General features: G+C 57.7%; 20 protein-coding genes. 12 read left to right on the forward strand and 8 right to left on the reverse strand.

Annotation, left to right across the window (positions count from 1 at the left end):
- Window positions 1–206: 206 nt before the first annotated feature.
- Window positions 207–2,099, forward strand: coding sequence for a sigma-54-dependent Fis family transcriptional regulator (locus NA619_RS09325; protein WP_255961578.1), 1,893 nt, complete (start codon window positions 207–209; stop codon window positions 2,097–2,099).
- A gap of 95 nt (window positions 2,100–2,194) precedes the next feature.
- Here NA619_RS09325 and cysS read toward each other — a convergent pair whose 3' ends face one another.
- The 3 genes from cysS to ltrA form a co-directional block, all read right to left on the reverse strand.
- Window positions 2,195–3,580 (reverse strand): cysteine--tRNA ligase, encoded by a 1,386-nt coding sequence (gene cysS, locus NA619_RS09330; protein ID WP_255961579.1) that lies wholly within the window; start codon window positions 3,578–3,580, stop codon window positions 2,195–2,197.
- Window positions 3,581–5,251 (reverse strand): glutamine--tRNA ligase/YqeY domain fusion protein, encoded by a 1,671-nt coding sequence (locus tag NA619_RS09335; RefSeq protein ID WP_255961580.1) that lies wholly within the window; start codon window positions 5,249–5,251, stop codon window positions 3,581–3,583.
- Window positions 5,252–5,570: 319 nt separating this feature from the next.
- Entirely contained in the window at window positions 5,571–7,310 is a 1,740-nt protein-coding gene (ltrA, locus tag NA619_RS09340) for a group II intron reverse transcriptase/maturase (RefSeq protein WP_255961581.1), read from the reverse strand.
- 1,202 nt (window positions 7,311–8,512) lie between these two features.
- On the opposite strand from ltrA, the gene NA619_RS09345 reads away from it, so the two are divergent.
- Complete coding sequence (locus NA619_RS09345; protein ID WP_255961582.1) at window positions 8,513–9,007, forward strand: peptidylprolyl isomerase; 495 nt, start codon at window positions 8,513–8,515, stop codon at window positions 9,005–9,007.
- 5 nt (window positions 9,008–9,012) lie between these two features.
- On the forward strand, window positions 9,013–9,735 hold the full coding sequence (lpxH, locus tag NA619_RS09350) for a UDP-2,3-diacylglucosamine diphosphatase (protein ID WP_255961583.1): 723 nt from the start codon (window positions 9,013–9,015) through the stop codon (window positions 9,733–9,735).
- 4 nt (window positions 9,736–9,739) lie between these two features.
- On the opposite strand, the gene NA619_RS09355 is transcribed toward lpxH, so the two are convergent.
- On the reverse strand, window positions 9,740–10,345 hold the full coding sequence (locus NA619_RS09355; RefSeq protein WP_255961584.1) for a tRNA-(ms[2]io[6]A)-hydroxylase: 606 nt from the start codon (window positions 10,343–10,345) through the stop codon (window positions 9,740–9,742).
- Window positions 10,346–10,519: 174 nt separating this feature from the next.
- Here NA619_RS09355 and NA619_RS09360 point away from each other — a divergent pair, with 174 nt between their 5' ends.
- Window positions 10,520–11,383: a universal stress protein gene (locus tag NA619_RS09360; protein ID WP_255961585.1), complete on the forward strand. Its 864-nt coding sequence runs from the start codon at window positions 10,520–10,522 to the stop codon at window positions 11,381–11,383.
- Between the two features lie 37 nt (window positions 11,384–11,420).
- On the opposite strand, the gene NA619_RS09365 is transcribed toward NA619_RS09360, so the two are convergent.
- On the reverse strand, window positions 11,421–11,888 hold the full coding sequence (locus NA619_RS09365; protein ID WP_255961586.1) for a DUF1289 domain-containing protein: 468 nt from the start codon (window positions 11,886–11,888) through the stop codon (window positions 11,421–11,423).
- Between the two features lie 400 nt (window positions 11,889–12,288).
- Between NA619_RS09365 and acnB the strand changes: the two genes are divergently transcribed.
- Window positions 12,289–14,898 (forward strand): bifunctional aconitate hydratase 2/2-methylisocitrate dehydratase, encoded by a 2,610-nt coding sequence (gene acnB / locus NA619_RS09370; RefSeq protein ID WP_255961587.1) that lies wholly within the window; start codon window positions 12,289–12,291, stop codon window positions 14,896–14,898.
- A gap of 313 nt (window positions 14,899–15,211) precedes the next feature.
- Window positions 15,212–16,798, forward strand: a complete 1,587-nt coding sequence (locus tag NA619_RS09375; RefSeq protein WP_255961588.1) for an ABC-F family ATPase — start codon at window positions 15,212–15,214, stop codon at window positions 16,796–16,798.
- 71 nt (window positions 16,799–16,869) lie between these two features.
- On the opposite strand, the gene NA619_RS09380 is transcribed toward NA619_RS09375, so the two are convergent.
- From NA619_RS09380 to NA619_RS09390, 3 genes are read right to left on the reverse strand one after another with little or no spacing between them, the layout of a single operon-like run.
- Window positions 16,870–17,571: a DUF1294 domain-containing protein gene (locus NA619_RS09380; protein WP_255961759.1), complete on the reverse strand. Its 702-nt coding sequence runs from the start codon at window positions 17,569–17,571 to the stop codon at window positions 16,870–16,872.
- A 42-nt stretch (window positions 17,572–17,613) separates the two neighbouring features.
- Window positions 17,614–18,621, reverse strand: a complete 1,008-nt coding sequence (locus NA619_RS09385) for an alpha/beta fold hydrolase (protein ID WP_255961589.1) — start codon at window positions 18,619–18,621, stop codon at window positions 17,614–17,616.
- A 32-nt stretch (window positions 18,622–18,653) separates the two neighbouring features.
- On the reverse strand, window positions 18,654–19,484 hold the full coding sequence (locus NA619_RS09390; protein WP_255961590.1) for an undecaprenyl-diphosphate phosphatase: 831 nt from the start codon (window positions 19,482–19,484) through the stop codon (window positions 18,654–18,656).
- 278 nt (window positions 19,485–19,762) lie between these two features.
- Here NA619_RS09390 and NA619_RS09395 point away from each other — a divergent pair, with 278 nt between their 5' ends.
- From NA619_RS09395 to NA619_RS09420, 6 genes are all read left to right on the forward strand, one after another.
- The gene (locus NA619_RS09395) at window positions 19,763–21,397 is read left to right on the forward strand and encodes a methyl-accepting chemotaxis protein (protein WP_255961591.1); all 1,635 of its coding nucleotides are present in this window, start codon (window positions 19,763–19,765) and stop codon (window positions 21,395–21,397) included.
- A gap of 365 nt (window positions 21,398–21,762) precedes the next feature.
- A complete protein-coding gene (locus NA619_RS09400; RefSeq protein WP_122167460.1) occupies window positions 21,763–22,032 on the forward strand; it encodes a hypothetical protein in 270 nt (89 codons plus the stop codon).
- Between the two features lie 272 nt (window positions 22,033–22,304).
- Window positions 22,305–22,586, forward strand: coding sequence for a hypothetical protein (locus tag NA619_RS09405; protein ID WP_255961592.1), 282 nt, complete (start codon window positions 22,305–22,307; stop codon window positions 22,584–22,586).
- A gap of 40 nt (window positions 22,587–22,626) precedes the next feature.
- The gene (locus NA619_RS09410) at window positions 22,627–22,911 is read left to right on the forward strand and encodes a DUF1652 domain-containing protein (protein ID WP_255961593.1); all 285 of its coding nucleotides are present in this window, start codon (window positions 22,627–22,629) and stop codon (window positions 22,909–22,911) included.
- A 20-nt stretch (window positions 22,912–22,931) separates the two neighbouring features.
- Entirely contained in the window at window positions 22,932–23,624 is a 693-nt protein-coding gene (locus tag NA619_RS09415) for a DUF421 domain-containing protein (protein ID WP_255961594.1), read from the forward strand.
- A gap of 96 nt (window positions 23,625–23,720) precedes the next feature.
- Window positions 23,721–23,885 carry a hypothetical protein gene (locus NA619_RS09420; protein WP_255961595.1) on the forward strand — a complete coding sequence of 55 codons (165 nt, stop codon included), beginning with the start codon at window positions 23,721–23,723 and terminating at the stop codon, window positions 23,883–23,885.
- Window positions 23,886–23,918 lie beyond the last annotated feature (33 nt).

The following is a 23,918-nucleotide window of genomic DNA, read 5'->3' on the forward strand; positions in this document are numbered from 1 at the left end:
TAATTGTTATGGGGGATGCAGAGCGATATCCGTGCCAGCCAACCGCAGCCGCTCTAGCGCGGCGTTCATCAGTGAAACTGCTGTTCTCTACTGTTCGAAATGAACATTTGTGAACATTGACAGTGCGTAGAAATGAACAAAACTGTTCAAGGCGCCGCCAGGAGGCGACCGATAAAAATAAGAACAAGCATCATCAGAGAGGCAACATGGCCGATCCAGCCCAGTCCATCTCCCACCAGACCCTGATCGAAGATTCATGGAGTCGTTGCGAGCGCTATGGCTTGCACCCACATAGCATCCCGAGTTTTGGTCAGCCCGCAGAACACGATGTCAGCGAGTTGCTGGAACGCCAGCGCAGCCTGGTGCAGACCACCCAGCGCGAAGTGCTGCCCTATTACGAGAACATCCTCTCCAACTCCAGCTGCCTGATTTTGCTGGCGGACAGCGCCGGCCAGTTACTTGAATCCTGGGGCGACCGGCGCTTCGTGGATCCATCGCAACAGCGCGGATTCAATCCCGGCGCAAGCTGGATGGAGCGCGACACCGGGACCAATGCGATAGGCACTGCCTTGGCCAGCGGCCAGGCGGTACACATTCAGCGCGACGAGCATTTCCTCACGGCAAACCGTTATCTGTCCGGTGCGGCCTCTCCGATCTACGACGCCCAGCGCCAGCTGATCGCCGTGCTTGATGTATCCAGTGACAGCTACCTGCCCCCTTCGCACACGCTCGGCATGGTCAAGATGATGAGCCAGTCGGTGGAAAACCGGCTGATCCTCAACCTGTTCCACGAGGACTATTTTCAACTGACCTTCAATACCGGACAGGACAACCTGGACAGCCAATGGGCAGGCCTGCTTGTGTTCGATGAGTCCGGCCTGATCGTTTCCGCCAACCGACGTGCCGACAACCTGCTCGGCGTAACGCTGACGAGAACCCGTATCGACCACCTGTTCGACATCCCGCTTCTACAGCTGCTCAATCAGCCTGAAGACCAGCCGATGCTGCTGCGCGCCATGGGGCGTCATCGCTTTCACGGCAGTGTCCGGCGTCCGCAGAAGCCTCGTGTCCAACCGAGGGACTTTCGCACACCCGCTCGATCGAAACAGCACATCGATCTGGACGACATCGACCAGGGTGATCCGCAGGTCAACAAGGTGGTCCGTCAAGCGCAGTTGATGCTGGAAAAGGATGTTCCGGTTCTGGTGCATGGCGAAACGGGTGTCGGCAAAGAGGTGCTGGTGAAGGCGCTGCATGCCGCAAGCTCGCGAGCCAATTCATCACTCGTTGCAGTGAACTGTGCCGCCATCCCCAGTGAATTGATCGAATCCGAGCTCTTTGGTTACGAGAAAGGGGCCTTTACGGGCGCTCACCAGAAAGGCAGCCTCGGACTCATCCGTAAGGCCAATGGCGGCGTGCTCTTTCTCGATGAGATCGGCGACATGCCGTTGAGCTTGCAAGCGCGTCTGTTGCGGGTACTTCAGGACCGGAGCGTTCAGCCGCTCGGCGGTGGTGAGCCCTTCCCTGTCGACTTCCGGCTGATTTGCGCGACGAATCGGTCGCTGCGCGATGAGGTCGTGAATGGGCATTTCCGCCAGGACCTGTTTTACCGGGTCAGCGGCCTCAGCGTAGAGCTGCCCCCCTTGCGCCATCGCCGGGACAGGAACGCGCTCATCCAGCGGGTGTGGGAGCAGCACCGTGAGCCTCAGCAATGGGCGGGGCTGACGCAAGAGGTTCTGCGCCTGTTCGACACTCATCCATGGCCGGGCAATTTACGGCAGCTCAGCAGTGTCATTCAGGTAGCGCTGGCACTGGCGGGCGATCAGCCGATTCGCTCGGAGCATTTGCCAGATGACTTTTTCGTGGACCTCAACGGCGCAGCGGGCGGCCCGTCTCCCGTTGATACGCCTCAACTCCAGGCAAAAGTTGCGCAGCCGCACGTTGCATCTAGTCAACCGCTGCGCTCGCAGTTCGAGGCGTGCCACGGAAACGTCTCACATCTGGCCAGACACCTGGGCGTCAGCCGCAACACGCTTTACAAGCGCTTACGTGCCGAGGGCCTTTATCCGAGCTATCTTAATCGCCTCGACGCCCATTGATCACAAAGCGATCAGGCCTCGGCAAGATTGAATCGACACTTGCCAGGCGCCCACAAAAAAGGCCGCGCAAGGCGGCCTTCAAACCTATGAAGCATCTATTCGCCAAGACGCCAGGTCGTTCCACCTTTGCCGTCTTCCAAGACGACGCCCATGTCAGTCAGTTGGTCGCGAATGCGGTCCGATTCGGCCCAGTTCTTGTCAGCACGCGCCTGCAAGCGAGCGGCAATCAAGGCCTCGACTTCGGACGCATCCACCTTGCCAGCAGCGCCCGCTTGCAGGAATGCATCAGGATCCATCTGCAATACACCAAGCACACCTGCCAGCTCTTTCAAGCGCGCTGCCAGTGCACCGGCAGCCTGAATATCGGTATCGCGCAGACGATTGATCTCTCGCGCCATTTCAAACAGCACGGCGCAGGCTTCGGGTGAATTGAAGTCGTCATCCATCGCTTCACCGAAGCGGGAGACGAAATTTTCCCCGCCCTCGGCCGGTAATTCGGGAAGGCCCCTTAGCGCGGTGTAAAACCGCTCAAGCGCGCCCTTGGCTTCCTTGAGGCTGTCCTCGGAATAGTTGATCGGGCTGCGGTAGTGGCTCGATACCAATAGGTAGCGGACGACCTCCGGCTGATATTTCTCCAGCACTTCACGAATCGTAAAGAAGTTGCCCAGCGACTTGGACATTTTCTCGCCATCGACGCGCACGGCGCCAGCATGCATCCAGGCATTGGCGTACTGCTTACCCGTCGCTGCTTCGCTCTGTGCGATCTCGTTCTCATGATGCGGAAACACCAGGTCCGGCCCGCCGCCGTGAATGTCGAAGGTCTCCCCCAGGCAGCAAGTCGACATGACGGAGCATTCGATATGCCACCCCGGACGACCCGCACCCCATGGCGATTCCCAGCTCGGCTCGCCCGGCTTGGCTGCCTTCCAGAGTACGAAGTCCAGCGGATCTTGTTTGGCTTCGTCGACCTCGATGCGGGCGCCGATCTTGAGATCCTCGATCCTGCGCCGCGACAGCTTGCCGTAACCTACGAATTTCCCGACCCGGTAGTAAACATCGCCATTGCCCGGCGCATAGGCGAAGCCCTTGTCGATCAGCGTCTGGATCATGCTGTGCATGCCAGCGATGTGCTCGGTGGCGCGCGGTTCCTGATCAGGACGCTGCACATTCAGACGGGCCTCGTCCTCATGCATCGCAGCGATCATGCGTTCGGTCAGCGCGTCGAAGCTTTCGCCATTTTCCTGCGCGCGGCGGATGATCTTGTCATCGATATCGGTAATGTTGCGCACATACGTCAGGTCGTAACCACGCTGACGCAGCCAGCGCGAAACTACGTCGAACGCCACCATGACCCGCGCATGCCCGATGTGGCAAAAGTCATAGACGGTCATCCCGCACACGTACATGCGCACCTGATTACCAACCAACGGCTTGAGCGGTTCCTTGACTTTGGACAGCGTGTTGTAGATCGCCAGCGTCATTTACTGGCCTCCCCAGGAATCACGCAGGGTCACGGTGCGGTTGAAAACCGGCGAGCCCGGTTGGCTGTCCTTGAGGTCTACCGCGAAATAGCCCTCGCGCTCGAACTGGAAGCGCTCTTCAGCTTCGGCCGAGGCCAGTGACGGTTCTGCGCGGCAACCTTTGAGCACGACCAGCGACTCAGGATTGATGTTGTCCAGGAAGCTGCCGCCATCTTCGTCTTTTTCCGGGTTGGCAGAGCGGAACAGGCGATCATACAGGCGCACTTCACATTCCACGCTTTCGGCAGCCGGCACCCAGTGAATGACGCCCTTCACCTTGCGGCCTTCGGGGTTCTTGCCCAAGGTTTCGGGGTCATAGCTGCAGCGAAGCTCGACCACATTGCCCTCGGCATCCTTGATGGCCTCATCGGCGCGGATCACGTAGCTGCCGCGCAAGCGAACCTCGCCGTTGGGCTCTAGGCGCTTGAAACCTTTTGGCGGATTTTCTTCGTAGTCGCCCGCATCAATGTAGATCTCTCGCGAGAATGGCAGCTGGCGCACGCCCATGTCCTGCTTCGGGTGACGCGGCAGCTCCAGATTCTCGACCTGGCCTTCTGGATAGTTGGTAATAAGGACTTTGATCGGCTTGAGCACGCACATAGCGCGCGGCGCATTGGCGTCCAAGTCTTCGCGGATGGCAAATTCAAGCATGCCGATATCTACGACGCCGCCTGCGCGGTTCACACCGATCATGTCGCAGAAGGTGCGGATCGACGTGGGTGTATAACCGCGACGGCGATAGCCGCTGAGGGTCGACATGCGTGGATCGTCCCAGCCGCTGACGTGCTTTTCATCTACCAACTGCTTGAGCTTACGCTTGCTGGTGATGGTGTAGTTCAGGTTGAGACGCGCGAATTCATACTGACGCGGGCGCGCTGGAACCGGCAGGTTCTCAAGGAACCACTCATATAGCGGACGATGGTCTTCAAACTCCAGTGTGCAGATCGAATGGGTGATGCCCTCGATTGCGTCGGACTGGCCATGGGTGAAGTCATAGCTCGGATAGATGCACCAGTCGTTACCGGTCTGGTGGTGATGCGCATGGCGGATTCGATAGAGAATCGGGTCGCGCAGGTTCATGTTCGGTGAGGCCATGTCGATCTTGGCGCGCAGCGCCTTGGCGCCGTCCGGGAATTCGCCGGCCTTCATGCGCGCGAACAGGTCCAGGTTCTCTTCCACGGAGCGATCGCGGAACGGGCTGTTCTTGCCTGGCTCGGTCAGGTTGCCACGGTATTCCCGGGCCTGATCGGGTGTCAGATCGCAGACGTAAGCCTTGCCAGCCTTGATCAGCTCGACCGCCCAATCGTGCAGCTGGACGAAATAGTTAGAAGCGTAGCGCTCCTCGCCAGCCCACTGAAAACCGAGCCACTGAACGTCGCTCTTGATCGCATCGATGTATTCCTGGTCTTCCTTCGCCGGATTGGTGTCGTCGAAGCGAAGATTGCACTCGCCGCCAAATTCCTTGGCCAGGCCGAAATTCAGGCAGATCGATTTGGCATGACCGATGTGCAGGTAACCGTTGGGCTCGGGCGGAAAACGCGTGATGATCTTGGCATGCTTACCCGAGTCCAGGTCGGCCTGGACGATCGGGCGGAGAAAATTGGTGGCTGCGGTAGTCTCAGGCTTGCTCATGGTGTCCTTAACGATCTGCGAGTGTGCGGCTCAGAGAGAGGTTTACAAAAGTAGCGAGCGATGGCCAGGCAAGGCGAAATCAGTCAAAAAAACGGAATGTACTGTTTGTACATGAGCATTTTGAGACTGGTTTCAACGCGGCATGGCCGAGCGCAGTAATTCGTAAACTTTTCTCAGGGTAGGCCGGCCAAATGTCGGGTAGGGACAGGCCATTACTGGCCCGTCCCCCCCTAAGAACCGTACGTGCGGCTTTCACCGCATACGGCTCAAGTTTACGAAAAGTCAGCTGATGGCTGACCGGCAACAATGTCGCGTGATCTTAACATTCCAGACCACCGTATCGCAGAGTTACCTTTTCACGCTGGCTATGCACCAGCGCATGGCAGTTGGGATGAAGCAGCACACGGTTCCTCAAAGTATCCGTCCCGCCGTCCACACGCCTGATGACGTGATGGTCGTGCCAACCGGTTTCCTTACTGATCGCATGCCCGCACAGGGCACAAAGCCCCTTCTGTCTGCGAAAGATATTGAGTATCTGCCCCCGATAACGCAGCTTGTGCTGCATCCGTTGGACCCTCAACGCCTCCCACTTCAGCTCATGCGCCGCGTCGTAGGGCTGATACTCACCCGGTAAACGCTTGTGGCGCACGATTGCGGTTTCCGCCAGCTTGTACAGCCGTCGGTAATGCCTTTCTCCCTTGCCATTTTTGTAGGGATGCGCAAACACCCAGTTCTGCCCGCCTATGGATCGGAAGTATTTATTCCTGATCCATTCAGCCGACTTCTTCGAATGCCTCCGCTTCGCCCACCTCCAGAGTCGCCAGAAAAGAAGGCTATCCAGCTTACTGAAGGCTTGTTTTGCCACGACCGGGGAGTGGTATTGCGCCCACCCCTTCAGTACCGGGTTCAGCTGGCCGATCAACGCATCCTGCGTCAGGGCCCCGCTGTTTTTGATGATTTCCCGCACTTTCCGATAGAACGCCGAGGCGTTCTTCTTCGAGGGTTTGATCAACAGCTTGGCGTTCCTATGCAGCGATTTCGGCACGTACTTCCTGAAATTCCACCCCAGAAAATCGAAGCCTTGGTGGATGTGCGTGATCTGCGTTTTTTCCCGTGACAGCGCAACCCCTCGTACCGACAGGAATTGCTCCACCCAAGGTTTGACCTCCTCTTCCAGCAGCTCTTTCGAGGCAGCCGTGATGACAAAGTCATCCGCATAGCGCACACACTGCACTTTGAGCTTCTTGGCTTTTTTGGGCCCCAACTTCTGCACCAGATGGCGCTTCAGCTGGGTTTCCAAGCCATTCAGGGTGGCGTTAGCCAGACAGGGTGAGATGATCCCTCCCTGCGGCGTCCCGGCCTCCGTAGCCATGAGTTGTCGCCGGTCGATAAACCCGGCCCTCAACCACTTGCGCAGCACCGTCTTATCCATCGGGACATTCCGGCACAGCCATTCATGGTTGATGTTATCGAAGAAACCTTTGATGTCGCCTTCCAGAATCCAGACTGGCGCCGTTTGCGGCGACAGCAGGTGGAAAAGCTCGACCATTGCGTCAGCAGTCGAACGATCCGGACGAAATCCATAGGACTTCGGATCGCTGGTGCTTTCCACAACAGGCTCCAACGCTTGCAGATACAGCGCTTGCATGGCCCGATCCAACATCGTCGGGATGCCCAGCGGGCGCTTCTCATACTTTCCAGGCTTCGGTATCCACACCCGCCGCAGCGGCTTTGGCCGATAACCTCGTTGTTTCGACAGACGTCCCACAGCATGGAGCTTGGCCTGAGGCGTTCCCCAGGTTTCTCCATCGACACCCGGCGTCTTGCGACCCCGGTTCTCCGTGACTCGCCTTACGGCCAGACAGCGGCCATAAAACGAGTGGGTCAGCAGTCGTTGCAGGCGTTTAACCCTGCGCCAGTCGCTTTCCCTCGTTGCCTGCGCAATCTTTAGCTGCGTTTTCCGAACGGATTGTTGAATCCTGGCCCAATCGAGATCGTGCCAGTTCGTCATTCCGCCAGAAGGCGCAGAGGCGACCGCTATTGCTGGTTGCGTTTTCATACAGTCCTCCTGATATGCACGACATTCAGGACGGACTACTCCCCTATGGGCAGTAGTCGCCCATAGGGTCGTTTGGTTATCGCTGGAATCAGCGGCTCTTCTTGCGCTCGTAAACCAAATGCACGTCAGCCAGGGTTGCCCCTGCCGGTAATGTCTCAACCGGTATGCAGCCCATTACAGGCGGCCCTTCGCTTTTTGCATCCTCCCATTCCCCACACCCATCAGCGCCCCTTGCGGTTTGCCTGCCTGACCGATACTGCTGGCCAGGCGAGTGGTCGGGATTGCCACGTTCCCCGAGCCGCATCAATTCCCCGTTTAGGCTTCGTCTATCCCCCGACAGTTGTGTGGTACCGCATCACAAGCTTTGACTGTGATGCCAACTGCTGTGCCGTTTGGCTGAGGCCAATAATTGCCGTAGGCCCGTCGATAGTTACGAGGGTTCTGGCGACGATTCACATGCGTTAGCCATGCGGGTTGGGTCATTAGCCTCGTTACGTCCGTGCAATTCGGACGCATAGCGTTCTCCGTCACCGGATAACACCCTCTAAATGAGCAAGACATTGTTAATCGGGCTTCACACCCCAGGGTTGGCCCCTGACGCATGCCGATCTAATGAACTGGCGGGTACACGCCAGGCTCGGTACTCCCTTTACAAGCAGAGTTGAGCAATGCGATTCGGAGCTTGACGCTCCGTACTTGGTTCAACGTCCCCCAACGTCTCACGACGGTGATAAAGGCGCTATGCCGAACGAGAGGGACGAATTTCTACCCTAAGGGCAAAATTCACCCTCAGGCTTAGACATTATTTGTAACAATCCAGGCGGACCGGAGAGCTACTTTCTGGTTTTCTACACCCATTCTTAACCCATTTAGGGTATGAACTGATGCAGATTTCTTGCCTAGCTTCGTCAGAACGCATAGCGTCCGAAGCTAGGATTACCAGGCAGAGCCGGGTACATTGACTGCTGTTTTAAGCATTAACCCCTTGATAGCAAAGGATTTGGAGCTATGGTGCAGTGAACCAGACCAAGCACAACACGTACACACGTGTCGCACCAAAGCGCTTATCATAGCGGACCCGTCAACCCCCTGACAGAGCAAAGCGCCCTGCCGCGCCATGCGCTACAGCAGCGGCTTCCCAGGGCCATCGTGCCGGTCGCGTTGTCGCGACACATTCCCCCTCTACATTAGGAAGGCTTTCAATGATCAAGCTGCATACCAATCATGGCGTTATCACCGTCAAGCTGTTCGAAGACAAAGCGCCGGAGACCACCGCCAACTTCAAGGAATACGTGAAGAGCGGCCACTACGACGGCACCGTCTTCCACCGCGTGATCAGCAACTTCATGATCCAGGGCGGCGGTTTCGAGGCCGGCATGAAGCAGAAAGCCACCCGTGGCCAGATCAAGAACGAAGCCAACAACGGTCTATCCAACAAGATCGGCACGCTGGCCATGGCGCGCACCATGGAGCCGCACTCGGCATCCGCACAGTTCTTCATTAACGTAAAGGACAACGACTTCCTCGACCATACCGCTCCAACGGTTCAGGGCTGGGGCTACACGGTGTTTGGCGAAGTAGTCGAAGGCATGGACGTGGTCGAAAAGATCAAGGGCGTGCCTACCACCATGAAGTCCGGGCACCAGGACGTTCCGGTAGAAGACGTAGTGATCGAAAAAGCCGAGATCGTCGAGTAATCCCGTTGATTCTGCTGATTTCAGATCTGCATCTGGAAGAGAAACGCCCGGACATTACCCGGGCGTTGCTCCGTTTTCTGGAGACCAGAGCCCGGCAAGCGGACGCGCTCTACATCCTGGGCGACTTCTTCGAGGTATGGGTCGGCGATGACGGCATGACGCCTTTCCAGCACGAGATCGCCAGCGCAATGAAATCACTGAGCCTCACTGGAACCCGCATCTACTTGATGCATGGGAACCGTGACTTCATGATCGGCAAGGCGTTCTGCCGCGAGGCTGGCTGCACGCTGCTCGCCGATCCCCATGTGGTGAACCTGAGCGGTGAGCGGATACTGCTCATGCACGGCGATAGCCTGTGCACCCGCGATGAAGGCTACATGCGGCTCAGACGCTGGCTGCGCAATCCGGTCAGCCTGTTCATCCTGCACAACTTGTCATTGGCCAAGCGTCAAAAACTCGCGCAGAAGCTCAGATCCAGCAGCAAGGAAGAAACCCGCATGAAGGCCAGCGACATCGTCGACGTCACGCCTGACGAAGTCGTCCGAGTCATGCGGCGCCACAAAGTGGCGACCCTGATCCACGGCCACACCCACCGACCCGCCACACACGCGCTGGATATCGATGGACAGGCCGCGCGGCGAATGGTGCTGGGCGACTGGGACAGGCAGGGATGGGCACTGCAAATCGATCACTCAGGCTTTCATCAGGCACCGTTCGAACTGACCTGATGCCTCAGACAGCGCTCGGTACGCCACTGTGGAAACGGAACTCGCGGTCCGGGCTTTCGATCAGTTCGCGCTCGCGTTCTCGCACGCGAATGATGGTCGCATCGATGTCCGCAGCGTCCCCGTAAAGATAGGCAAGCTTCAGATAATCCTGGAAATGCCTCGCTTCGGATTTCAGCAGTCCGTGATAGAACTTGCCTAGTTCATCGTCCAGATGCGGGACCAGCATGGCAAAGCGCTCGCAGGATCGGGCCTCGATAAAAGCCCCGATCACCAGGGTGTCAGTGAGCCGATAAGGCTCGTGGTTTCGAACCAGTTCGCGCAATCCCGCGGCATAGCGGGAAGATCCAATGTTACGCAGGCTGATCTCACGTTTGCGGATGATCGAAAGCACCTGCTCGAAGTGCCGCAACTCCTCACGGGCCAGACGCGACATCTTGTTCTGAAGGTCGGGTTTGTCGACATACCTGAACATCAGCTGGAAGGCGGCTCCGGCAGCCTTTTTTTCACAGTTGCCGTGATCGATAAGCATCACGTCCTGATTTTGCAGTGCAGCGTCGACCCATGCCGGGGGCGTCGTGCAGCCAAGGAAGTCATTCAGTTCGGGAAGCATGAGGTCCGGACATTCGTAAAGGTGATTTGGCTAGCGATGCGCTCGATGACGAGCGACGGGCATGCATTATACGAGTGCTTTCTGGCACAGCCAGCGTTGCTTGATATAGATCAGTGGCCCCTGCGGCGCCCTTGTCTATAGTCAGTCCATCCGATCATCGAAACGGAGCCGATCATGCAAGCGATACGCTGTATTCTCGTGATAATTGACCCGAAGCTTTCAGAAAATCTCGCACTCAAACGTGCACGTCTGATTTCCAGCGTCAGCCAATCCAGACTTCATTTGCTGATCTGTGAGGCCAAACAGGATCACCACGATTATCTCGATGGCTTGCGATCTGAACTGGAAAATCAGGGCCACGTCGTGACCGCTCAGCAGGCATGGCATGACAACCTGCATCAGACCATCATCGCGGTCCAGCAAGCCGAAGGATGCGGCCTGGTCATCAAACAGCATGTCGCCGACAACCCTCTCAAGCGCGCCTTGCTGACGCCTGATGACTGGAAGCTGTTGCGCTATTGTCCTTGCCCGGTGCTGATGGTTAAAACCGAAGCACCCTGGACAGGGGGCAACATCTTGGCCGCGGTGGATGTGGGTAATGCCGATATCGAGCACCGCACGCTCCACGCCAGCATCGTCAATCATGGCTATGAAATCGCCTCTCTTGCCGAAGGCACACTTCATGTAATCAGCGCGCATCCGTCGGCGATGCTCTCGGCCGCCGATCCGGCATTCCAGTTGAAGGAAACGATCGAGGCACGCTACCGCACCGCCTGCCGAAGATTTCAGGATGAGTACGATATTCCCGACGGCCAGCTGCACATCGAAGAAGGTCCTGCAGACGCCTTGATTCCGCGTGTCTGCCATCAGCTTCAGGCGGTCGTCACGGTGATCGGTACCGTGGCGCGAACCGGGTTCTCTGGCGTATTGATGGGCAACACCGCGGAAGTGGTGCTCGACGCGCTGGAAAGTGACGTGCTGGTACTGAAACCCGATGACATCATCGACCATCTGGAGGAGTTGGTCGCACAGCGCTGAGGGCTTGGCCGCGGGAGCGACCGCCCTCACCTTCCGGTTATGGCGCCGTATCGTCAAGAAACCGCGGCGCTATGTAGCGATGGTAGTGGGCTTCGGAAAGGAGAAAGAACTCCCGGTCGATGGCGTCACGAAGCTCCGGCAAGGACCAGTCGCGAAACTCCGGCATGAGAACCACGCCATAGGCGTCAAGCTGCTGAATGACCCGCGCGCCGCGCGCGATGAGGTGATAAGCCCAACAGTAGGGAGACTGATCGGCGACGAAGCGAATTTGCCTGCTCTCCAGCTGACTGCGCAGCAACATCGGATCGAATACCTCAAGCTTGGCGGCCATTACCTGCGCCAGCAAAACTTCAAGGCGGTGCCATACCGAGCGCTTGCCTTCCTCGCTGTAGCCGTTCCAGTTCACCACTTCGTGGTGAAAACGCTTGCAACCTCGGCAGACGAGATCGCCATAAACGGTCGAGCAAAGACCTACGCAGGGAGTTTTGATTCGCTGATTTGACATGGCAGACGATGGATCCGAGGACAGCGGCGCATCTTAGACTTTTGTCCTAGCCGGGTCACTGAACAATGACAGCCACGCCCGCCAAAAACGCGGCAAACCCCGCGGATAGTGGCGCTCAGCACCTCACTGCATCCGGCCCGGAGCAAGGCCGCAAATAGAGGCCACTGGGCTTTCGCTTAACTTTGTGGGCCCGTTCCAGTAGAATCGGCCCGCCGTTTTAGGCGACACAATCCGTAAGAAGCTGTTTTCAAAGCGTCACGAGCACAGTTAACCGGCCATCGTCGGATGCGCAGATCCCTCTCTCCTGCGCATCCGCTCTCCGCCGGCGTAAAACTTTGAAAACAGCTTCCGGATGCGCGTCCCGAAACACCCAAGGGACCAATGATGAGGGTATATAACTGTGCTTGAAGCCTATCGCAAACACGTAGAAGAGCGTGCCGCCCAGGGCGTCGTGCCCCAGCCGCTCAACGCCGAACAGACCGCTGGCCTGGTCGACCTCCTGAAGAACCCGCCAGCCGGCGAAGAACAATTCCTCCTCGATCTGATCACCAACCGCGTTCCCGCTGGCGTGGACGAGGCTGCCTATGTCAAGGCCGGCTTCCTCGCCGCCGTCGCCAAGGGCGAAGCCACTTCGCCGCTGATCAGCAAGCAGCACGCTGTAGAATTGCTGGGCACCATGCAGGGCGGTTACAACATCGTCACGCTGGTTGACCTTCTGGACGACGCGGAGCTCTCTGATACCACCGCCAAGCAACTGAAGCACACCCTGCTGATGTTCGATGCGTTTCACGACGTCGCGGAAAAAGCCAAGGCGGGCAATGCCAACGCCAAAGCCGTTCTGCAGTCCTGGGCCGAAGGCGAGTGGTTCAAGAATCGCGCACCGGTTGCTGAAAAAGTCACCCTGACCGTATTCAAGGTCACTGGCGAAACCAACACCGACGACCTGTCCCCGGCACCTGACGCCTGGTCGCGCCCGGACATCCCGCTGCACGCCCTGGCCATGCTCAAGATGGCTCGCGACGGTATCACCCCTGACGCCCCTGGCTCAGTCGGCCCGCTCAAGCAGATGGAAGAACTGGCCACCAAAGGCTTCCCGGTCGCCTATGTCGGTGACGTGGTCGGTACCGGTTCCTCGCGCAAGTCCGCTACCAACTCGGTGCTGTGGTTCTTTGGTGATGACATCCCCAATGTGCCGAACAAGCGTGCCGGCGGTTTCTGCTTTGGCACCAAGATTGCCCCGATCTTCTACAACACCATGGAAGACGCCGGCGCACTGCCAATCGAGTTCGATTGCTCCGATCTGGCTATGGGCGACATCATCGACGTCTACCCGTACAAGGGCGAAGTCCGCCGTCACGGCAGCGATGAACTGGTCACTACATTCCAGCTCAAGACCGACGTCCTGCTCGACGAAGTTCGCGCTGGCGGCCGTATCCCGCTGATCATCGGCCGCGGCCTGACCGAGAAAGCACGTGCCGAACTGGGCATGGGCCCAACTGACCTGTTCAAGAAGCCCGAAGCCCCTGCCGAGAGCAACAAGGGCTTTACCCTCGCACAGAAGATGGTCGGTCGCGCCTGCGGCCTGCCAGAAGGCAAAGGCGTCCGTCCGGGCACCTACTGCGAACCAAAGATGACCACCGTCGGCTCCCAGGACACTACCGGCCCAATGACCCGCGACGAGCTGAAGGACCTGGCTTGCCTGGGCTTCTCGGCTGATCTGGTCATGCAGTCCTTTTGCCATACCGCGGCTTATCCGAAGCCGATCGACGTCACTACTCACCACACCCTGCCCGACTTCATCATGACTCGCGGTGGTGTGTCCCTGCGTCCGGGTGACGGCATCATCCACAGCTGGCTGAACCGCATGCTGCTGCCGGACACCGTCGGTACCGGTGGCGACTCGCACACCCGCTTCCCGATGGGCATTTCCTTCCCGGCTGGTTCTGGCCTGGTGGCCTTCGCAGCTGCCACAGGCGTCATGCCGCTGGACATGCCAGAGTCGGTACTGGTTCGCTTCAAGGGCAAGATGCAGCCCGGCATCACCTTGCGCGACCTGGTTCATGCGATCCCCTACTACGCCATCCAGAAAGGTCTGCTGACTGTCGAGAAGAAGGGCAAGAAGAACATCTTCTCTGGCCGTATTCTCGAGATAGAAGGCCTGAACGACCTAACCGTAGAGCAAGCGTTCGAGCTGTCTGATGCCTCTGCTGAGCGCTCTGCTGCAGGTTGCACTATCAAGCTGCCGGAAGATGCAATCGCTGAGTACCTGAAGTCGAACATCACCCTGCTGCGCTGGATGATCAGTGAAGGCTACGGCGATGCTCGCACCCTGGAGCGTCGCGCGCAGGCCATGGAGGCCTGGTTGGCCAACCCAGAACTGCTGGCTGCCGATGCCGACGCCGAATACGCAGAGATCATCGAGATCGACCTGTCCGAAGTCAACGAGCCTGTGCTCTGTGCACCGAACGACCCGGACGACGCTCGCCTGCTCTCGACTGTTCAGGGCGAGAAGATCGACGAAGTGTTCATTGGCTCGTGCATGACCAACATTGGTCACTTCCGCGCTGCCGGCAAGCTGCTGGACAAGGTTGAAGGTGCTCTGCCGACTCGCCTGTGGCTTTCTCCGCCGACGAAGATGGACCAGCATCAGCTGACTGAAGAAGGCTACTACGGTATCTACGGCCGCGCTGGTGCGCGCTTGGAAATGCCAGGCTGCTCGCTGTGCATGGGCAACCAGGCGCGGGTTGAGACCGGCTCGACGGTCGTCTCTACGTCGACTCGTAACTTCCCGAACCGCCTTGGCGACGCAACCAACGTGTACCTCGCTTCTGCCGAGCTGGCAGCAGTCGCGTCGATCCTGGGGCGCCTGCCGACAGTCGAGGAGTACATGGTTTATGCCGCTCAGATCGACACCATGGCGGCTGACGTCTACCGCTACCTGAGCTTCGATCAGATCGCCGAGTTCCGCGAGTCTGCGGCCAAGGCCAAGATCGACGTGGTAGCTGTTTAAGGCTGAAGCGTCAGTGAACATGTCGGCGTCGCCAGTTACTTGAAAACGACTGGACGACGTATCGACAGATGAAACAAACGCCCCGACTGGTTCGGGGCGTTTGCTTTCATGGTCCGTCATACAACTGCAGACACAGCTATGCGACAATACCGGCCAATGTCTGGCATGAACCCCCGCATTTTCCCCAACAGCTCGCCCTAGCGCGTTATTGCTGCGCCAACTTCTGCCTGCGGACCAGTTCCTCCCCGAAGGAATCCGAATCCGTATGCCATTTGGCCTCCAGCAAGCCCTAAGTTATTGATAGGTAAACCCTTTGATTTCAACCGCCAATATCACGATGCAGTTCGGTGCCAAGCCGCTGTTCGAAAACGTTTCCGTCAAATTCGGCAACGGCAACCGCTACGGTCTTATCGGTGCCAACGGCTGCGGCAAGTCGACGTTCATGAAGATCCTCGGTGGCGATCTTGAACCTTCGGCTGGCCAGGTGATGCTTGAGCCCAATGTGCGGCTGGGCAAGCTCCGCCAGGACCAGTTCGCTTACGAAGATTTCAACGTCATCGATACGGTGATCATGGGCCACGAGGAACTCTGGAAGGTCAAGGCTGAGCGCGAGCGCATCTATTCCTTGCCGGAAATGAGCGAAGAAGATGGCATGGCGGTAGCCGAGCTGGAAACCGAGTTTGCCGAGATGGACGGCTACACGGCCGAATCTCGCGCCGGTGAGCTGCTGCTTGGCCTGGGCATACCACTTGATCAGCACTTTGGCCCCATGAGCGAGGTCGCGCCGGGTTGGAAGCTCCGCGTGCTGCTGGCTCAGGCACTGTTTTCCGATCCGGAAGTATTGCTACTCGACGAGCCAACCAACCACCTGGACATCAACACGATCCGCTGGCTGGAAAATATTCTGACGGTGCGCAACAGCACCATGATCATCATTTCCCACGACCGTCACTTCCTCAACAGTGTCTGCACGCACATGGCGGACCTGGATTACGGTGAGCTCCGCCTGTTCCCTGGCAACTACGACGAATACATGACTGCGGCAACCCAGTCGCGTGAGCAACTTCTGTCCGATAACGCGAAGAAGAAGGCGCAGATTGCCGAACTGCAAACCTTCGTTAGCCGCTTCTCGGCCAACGCTTCGAAGGCCAAGCAGGCCACGTCTCGTGCGAAGCAGATCGACAAGATCCAGCTGGCCGAGGTCAAACCCTCCAGCCGCGTCAGCCCATTCATCCGCTTCGAGCAGACCAAGAAGCTGCATCGCCAGGCTGTGACCGTCGAGCACATGGCCAAAGGGTTCGACGGCAAGACTCTATTCAAAAACTTCAGCTTCACCGTCGAAGCCGGCGAACGTGTCGCCATCATCGGCCCCAACGGTATCGGCAAGACTACTTTGCTGCGTACCCTGGTTGGCGAGCTTCAGCCAGATGCCGGTTCGGTGAAATGGACCGAAAGCGCCGAACTTGGCTATTACGCACAAGACCATGCTGATGATTTCGAAGACGACGTTACGCTGTTCGACTGGATGGGCCAGTGGACGCAAGGCGGCGAACAGGTCGTTCGTGGCACCCTTGGTCGCATGCTGTTCTCCAACGACGAGATCCTCAAATCCGTTCGCGTGATTTCAGGCGGTGAACAGGGCCGCATGCTGTTCGGCAAGCTGATCCTGAAAAAGCCTAACGTGCTGGTAATGGACGAACCCACCAACCACCTGGACATGGAATCGATCGAAGCGCTCAACCTAGCGCTGGAGAACTATCCAGGCACACTGATCTTCGTCAGCCATGACCGTGAATTCGTCGGCTCGCTGGCGACACGGATCATCGAACTGTCCGACACGGGTGTCACTGATTTCAGCGGCACTTACGACGATTACCTGCGCAGCCTCGGCGTAATCTGAAGACAGTCGCCTCATCGAACGCCCCGCCTATGCGGGGCGTTTTTGATTGCGGCTTAGGGAAATCACCGCGCTCAAAGCTGTAATAGAAACCGCTGAAGCCGTTGGAGATAGAGGTAGTCGAGCCACACCACTTGATGAGCAACGACGATCAGCCAGAAAAGCACTTGAAAAGACAACTTCCGGGTCTTGTGCCGCAATAGCTGCTGCGCCACGTAAGCGCCAGGCCAACCTCCAAGCGCCTCGATCAAATGCAGTCGCGCCTCTGGCGTTCGCCAGCCGCTTCGCAACGCGCTTCGCAACGCGCTTCGCTTGTCATGCAGATAAAACGCGAACGCGACCAGGCTTCCAAGCCCGTAGGTAAGCAGCGGCCAGTGGATGCCCTGCCCTGCCAACCGGGTACTGCCGAGGGCCGGAAGGAGACAGAGCAGGAGAAACCACAGCGACTTCAAAAGCGGCTGTCGGATCACCTGGCTGCGACGCTCACGGGCGACGGGCCGAACAGGTTCGCCGCTCCGCCCCGTTGCTTTGAGCGGCTTGCGCCTGATAGCAGGTTCGTCGATCGAAAGCCCTGCATCCAGGCGAATGTGAGTAGCGCGCAGACGGCCATCCTTGGCTCGCTCGCACAGATACAGAACTCGGTCACCCTGCACGGGGCGTCGCGCACCGCGCATTGCCGAGATATGGGCGAAGACTTCTTCGCGATCCTGCTCCGGCCTTATGAAGCCAAAACCTTTCTGGTCATTCCAGCTCTTCAGTTGGCCGCGTAGCTCCATGAGCACAGGTGATCCGGTAACGAAATCGAAAATACTACCGCTTCACTGCATTGCCGGCGAGCTGTCGGAAGCGCTTAGCTTGGTGTCCGTATAGCGCCGCTTCAGGAAACCAAGTAACAGGCTGCTGACCTGCTCAGGCTGTTCACTCTGCACCCAGTGGCCGCAATGCTCGAGCATGTGCTGCTCGAGGTCAGGTACCCATTTAGGCATCTTCTTTAGTGTGTGGGCTTCGAGCGTACCGACTGGGTCTTTGTCACCGAGCAGAAATAATGCAGGCTGCATGATCTTGCGGCCAGCCAGAGGTGCCGTCCGTTCCCAGGTGCGCTCGAAATTCCGGTACCAGTTGAGCGCGCCACCAAAACCACGCCCCTCGAACGTGCGAACGTAAACGGCGAACGCATCCTGATCACACCAGTCAGGGGGTGAACCCGGGTCCTGCATGCCTTCGTGTAGCAGGCTGCCGGCTGGCTTCTCCTGCAGAAAAAAGTCCTTTGGTACTGCGGCCGATGTGTTGTGCATCATCATTCGCAACGTCCGTGGGATGTCCTGATTCAGCTCGGCTTCGGCAACCCCCGGCTGCTGAAAATAGAGGATGTAGTTGAAGCGATCCGCAAACTGGCTGCGGATCATTTCGATGGCGGGCTTTTTCGGGCGCCCGCCGTAGGGGACGGCCATGGCACCAACGACTTGTACCCGCTCCGGCTCCAGCAGCGCCAGATGCCATGCAACCGGTGCGCCCCAGTCGTGCCCTACCACCGCTACCCTGTGCTGCCCGAGCAGGTCCATCGCCGCCTGGATATCGCTACAAACCGTAATGAGGTCATACGCGGCGATGTCATCCGGCGCGCTGGTTTGCCCATAGCCGCGCATCTCCGGCACCAAGACCCGAAAGCCTGCTTCTACCAGCGCCTGAATCTGGTGACGCCACGAAAACCAGCTTTCTGGAAAACCGTGCAGCAACCAGACGACGGGTCCATCTGCAGGGCCGGCGCTATAAAGGCTGAGTGTGATGTCGTTGACCGGCAAAAGCTGATGTTCGTATGTCTGCACGGGCGCTCCTTGAGCAATCTTCTGCGGGCGCATCAGCCTGCCGCGGTACTCCAGTCGATCAGGCTGAACTGCCAGGTGGCCAGGATGATGATGCCGAAGATGATTCGATACCAGGCAAATGCCGCGTAGCTATGGTTACCTATAAATTTCAGCAACGCTCGTACCGCCAGCATCGCGAATATGAACGAGGTAACGAAGCCAATCGCAAATACCGGAAAATCCCCCGGCGTAAACAGTTCGCGGTATTTGTAGCCCGAATAGACCGCTGCACCGACCATGGTGGGCATTGCCAGAAAGAAAGAAAACTCAGTTGCGGCCTTGCGCGATAACCCGAACAGCAGCCCACCAATGATGGTCGCGCCCGAGCGAGACGTGCCCGGAATGAGTGCCAGGCACTGAGCAAACCCGACCTTCAGGGCGTGGGTCCAGTGCATATCGTCAACAGTCTCGGCCTGTACTTCATGTTGACGCTTTTCGGCCCATAGCATCACCACCCCGCCCACTACCAACGCGGCGGCAACCGTGATCGGGTTGAACAGGTATTCGTGAATCAGGTCAGCAAAAGTCACTCCCAGAACGACCGCCGGAAAGAACGCAACGAGCAGGTTCGCTGTGAACTTCTGCGCCTGTTTCTCTTTAGGCAGCCCGATCACTACATCAACGATCTTGCGACGGTACTCCCAAACGACTGCCAGGATCGCACCAAGCTGGATGATGATGTTGAAGGCCAACGCGCGCTCCCCACCAAAGCCGATGAGGTCGGCGACGATGATCTGATGCCCGGTGCTGGAAATGGGCAAAAACTCCGTAATGCCCTCTACCACGCCTAGAAGCAATGCCTGAAAGGCAATCCAAAGATCCATCTACTCCTCGATAACGGTGCCAATCACCGCGCATGAATATGCAACTAAGGTATATGTCAGATAGCCATCTGAGCGCTGTTCTGACTCGCTTGGAGCACGTAAATTCAGTGCCTCATCGTTGCAACCCTCATCTTTTCCCTCCAACTGCCGAAACACTATTCGATGGGCCATATCAAATTGCCGCTTCCGTAGCCGGTGTTGCGAAGCAGACCGTTCCGCCGCGCTCATAACTATTCGAATAATAAAGACGATCTGCTTTAACAGGAGCTTACAAACCAATGAATATCCTACGAAATTTTCCGATCAGCAGGCGTCTGTGGCTCATACCTCTGGTAGCTGTCGCCATGTTATTCATTCTTGGTTTGTTGATGATTCAACAGGTGCGTGTCGATCTCTACAAAGGCAAGGAGGTCATGACGCAGAACATCGTCGAGACCGCGCGCGGCGTGCTCGACTATTACCAGAAGCTCGAAGCCAGTGGCAGCATGAGCACTGCCGATGCGCAGAAGGCGGCGAAGGACCAGATCCGGATGATCCGTTATGGTCATAACGACTACTTCTGGATCAATGACATGCAGCCGGTCATGGTGATGCATCCGATCAAACCAGAGCTCGAGGGTCAGGACCTTTCCAAAACCAAGGACCCGACCGGTAAAGCGCTCTTCAATGAAATGGTCAAGGTCGCGCAACTCCAGGGTGCTGGACTGGTGGACTACCAATGGGCAAAGCCAGGTGAGAAGGACCCGGTCCCGAAGATCTCCTATGTCGAGCTGTTCAAGCCTTGGGGCTGGATCATCGGGTCTGGCATCTATGTGGATGACGTAGAGGCAGAGTTCCGTAACTATCTCGTGCGCTTCTCGCTCATAGGTCTGGCTATCGCAGCGCTGATGGCCGTTCTCGTCGCAATCCTGATTCGCAGCATTACCCAACCATTGCGCCATTCGATGCAGGCCATGGCCAACATCGCCAGTGGCGAGGCTGACCTCACTCGTAACCTCGATGTCTCCGGTAATGACGAGCTGACCACGTTGAGCCGCGACTTCAACACCTTTACCCAGAAGCTGCGCACGGTAGTCGCTCAGCTGTTCGAGACTTCAAGTTCCCTGGAGCTGTCGTCCAGCGCCCTAGGCGGACTGGCGGGACAGGCACATCAACAGAGCCAGCAGCAATCCCAACAGATGGAACTCGTCGCGACCGCAGTGAACGAAGTGACCTACGCCGTTCAGGAAGTTGCCAAGAACGCCGAGCACGCTTCAAGTGAAGTGGGCGAGGCGGAGAAGCAAGCCGGTCAGGGCCAGCGGAACATCGAGGCCAGCCTCCTGCAGATTGATCAGCTTTCAACCACCATCAATGAGGCGGTTGGTGTGATCCAGTCGCTGGCGGATGAAACTACTCAGATCGGCTCGGTGCTTGAAGTGATCGGGTCCATTGCGGACCAGACCAACCTCCTCGCCCTGAACGCGGCAATCGAGGCCGCACGCGCCGGTGAGCAGGGTCGGGGCTTCGCTGTCGTGGCTGACGAGGTTCGCCTGCTGGCTCAGCGCACTCAGACCTCGACCGCCGAGATCCATACCATGATCGAGCGGCTGCAGAAGAACTCCAGCGCAGCTGTCACCGTCATCACGAAAAGCAGCCGCGCCTCCCAGGCAACGGTTGAACAAGCCAGTCAGGCTGGCGAGAGCCTAGGACAGATCGCTCAAGCCCTGCGCAACCTGTCGGGATTGAACGCCTCAATTGCGAGCGCAACGCTGCAGCAGACCCACGTAGTGGAGGACATCAACCAGAACGTTACTCAAGCAGCCGGATTGGCGCAGCAAAGTACTCTTGCTGCTGAGCAATCCAGCGCAGCCGGCAAGCAGCTTGGAGAGTTGGCCGAGCGCCTGAACCGCCTGCTCAGGCAATTCAAGGTCTGATCGCCTGAGACCCGCTAGCTACGTAAAGGCCAGGTTTGAAACTCAAACCTGGCCTTTTTTATTCGGATAGTTGCGTCATTTCGCCACATATTTCCCAAGGCGCATGCGCGCGAATTCGACCTGTATTAGCGATGCGGCTGTTATAGCACCAATAAAATCAGATGCTTACAGTGTTTCAAACGCAGGTTTTTCAACTTTCGTCCAACTTATACTTTTGGCTAATTGCAATGAACCTCAAAAATTACGAAACCACTGTGTGACTTATCAGTCCTCTGTGAACATCAATGGATATGTAAAGCCAACGCCGGCAGCCTGGCGGCAGGCTCAAATCCGTATTTTGGTTATCACACAGAGAGACATGCCCGATGAACAGCCCGCTTCGTTTCAACGACGCCCTTCTCATTACTGATCGCGCTTTCAAGCCGTTCCAGTGCGTCGCCTGGACGCTGCTCGAAGGCAACGGCGAACTCAGCATCACGGTCCTGGATGGCAGCGAATCTCGCGCCGTCGGCCACTGCAAACTCTCCAGCAGCGTTTATTCTGATCCGGTCAAACTCGGCGAGTCGCTAAAGCAGGCCCGTGCAGACCTGAGCCGTCAGGGCGTAACCCTCGCCCCTTGGCAAATGCCAGCCTGAGACCGGTCGACGTACGCCGTGGTCTGCCGTGCCGTCCACCATTTCTTCGCGCACTGCGACCTCAGCGCGTCGAGCTGATGTAGGGCGCTGCTCAGTCAGGCCAGTCAGTACGTTCAGCTTTTAGATGCCGTTCATCACAACGAGGCCCGTCAGCGCAAGCGCCGGGCCTTGTCTGTATCCGCCGCCCGCCCTCCGCGCCCCAGCTTCGCCTCTCACTGACCCATTCGCTTGTTTCACGGTCCCAGAAGTATGTGAATCAACTGGAGAACGTCATGAAAGGTGCACAGGCTTACGTCAACGATCAATTGCATAGCAGTGGGCTGGCCCATCTGCCCGAAGGGCCCGAAGGCCATTGCGTGACGTTGAAGTACGTCATTCCGCGAGACACTCAAACCACAGGCCTGATCACCCATATTCGGGATGTCGCGCAGCAGAAACTCAGCGAGTTCTACAAGGGTCGTGAGGTTTCACCAAGGCCCGTGGAGGGTTCAGTCGTGGGTGACGGCAGCGGCGACGGGATCGAGCTCGTATTCGATGTACAGCCAGCTGACTGATTGCCGCCCATAAATTCCTGACAAGCGGAGCAGGCAAGCCATGCACACTCATCTATCGCTTGAGGAAGCCGTCAGCATAAGTCAGATGGCTTTTCTGCCTTGTCGGGCTACAGCCCACGTTGATCAGGGCGATGCCAGCTTTTCGCTGCGCGTGCATGGCTCGAGTGGTGACGAAATTCTGTCCATCGCCCACATCGCACGAACCCAGTATGCGTCCCCGGCTCATCTAGCGGCGTTGCTGGAAAACGCGAGATTGGAGTTAAGCAAGGACGGTATCACGCTGAGCGCTTGGTCATTGCCGGCGCAACCGGGCAACCCTACCTGAAGTTTTCTGCCGAGAATGGGATGACGCCTTTCGATTTGCAGCGAATGCTGCTGGATGACTTTCCTGCGCTGTTCATTGGCGAAGTCGCGCTACGTGCAACCTTCGCCTTCGTCGCAGTATTTCTGTTCCTGAAAATCAGTGGCCGACGGGGCATACGGCAGCTTTCACTGTTCGAGCTCGTTGTGATCCTCACGCTCGGTTCTGCAGCGGGTGACGTGTCGTTTTATGAGGACGTGCCTCTTCTGCCGATCTTCACCGTATTCATCACACTGCTCCTCCTATATCGGCTGACGCTCTGGTTCATGGCCCGCAACGAGCGCTTCTCAAGCTGGATGGAAGGCAAGCCCGTGACCATCATCAAGGATGGGCTGTACGACCTGCACAGCTTGGAGCAGCTGAATATTTCCTCCGACGAGTTCTTCATGGAGCTGCGTCAGCAAGGGGTCGAGCACCTCGGCCAGGTTCGTCTGGGCATCCTGGAGACTGATGGCGACGTCAGCCTGTTCTTCAATGACGAAGATTCCGTGCTGCCGGGTCTGTCAGTGCTCCCGCCAGAGCACAGGCCCACCTTCCAACGCGCACCGGCAAGCGGTCTTTATGCGTGCACTCGCTGCGGCTATCCGCAGATCGTTGAAGAGCATCAGGGTGCAGTCTGCCCCCGCTGCGAGAACACGCAATGGGCAGTGGCACTGAAAACTCCGCGCTCGCGCTGATGCACGGCGCGAACCCCCAGGCCTGGACTCGGTCATTTATTAGGGGCAAGCGCCACGCTGCGCAGCCTCTGAACTCACCAATCCGGGAGCGTAATTATGATCGGCGACTATTCCTCAATAAATGACCATCTCGAAACCGCACGTAAGCTTGCCGACACTGCGGAGACCAAAGCTGACCCTGCTATCTACCGTGAAGCGATCGATGAGTTGGTCGCTGCCATACGCCTATTGATGCGTAATTCCCAGGAAAGCGAAAACTGATCCAAAGCTGCGTCACCTGCTGACGGTGACTCA

Source organism: Stutzerimonas stutzeri (assembly GCF_024448895.1).
GTDB lineage: Bacteria > Pseudomonadota > Gammaproteobacteria > Pseudomonadales > Pseudomonadaceae > Stutzerimonas > Stutzerimonas stutzeri_Q.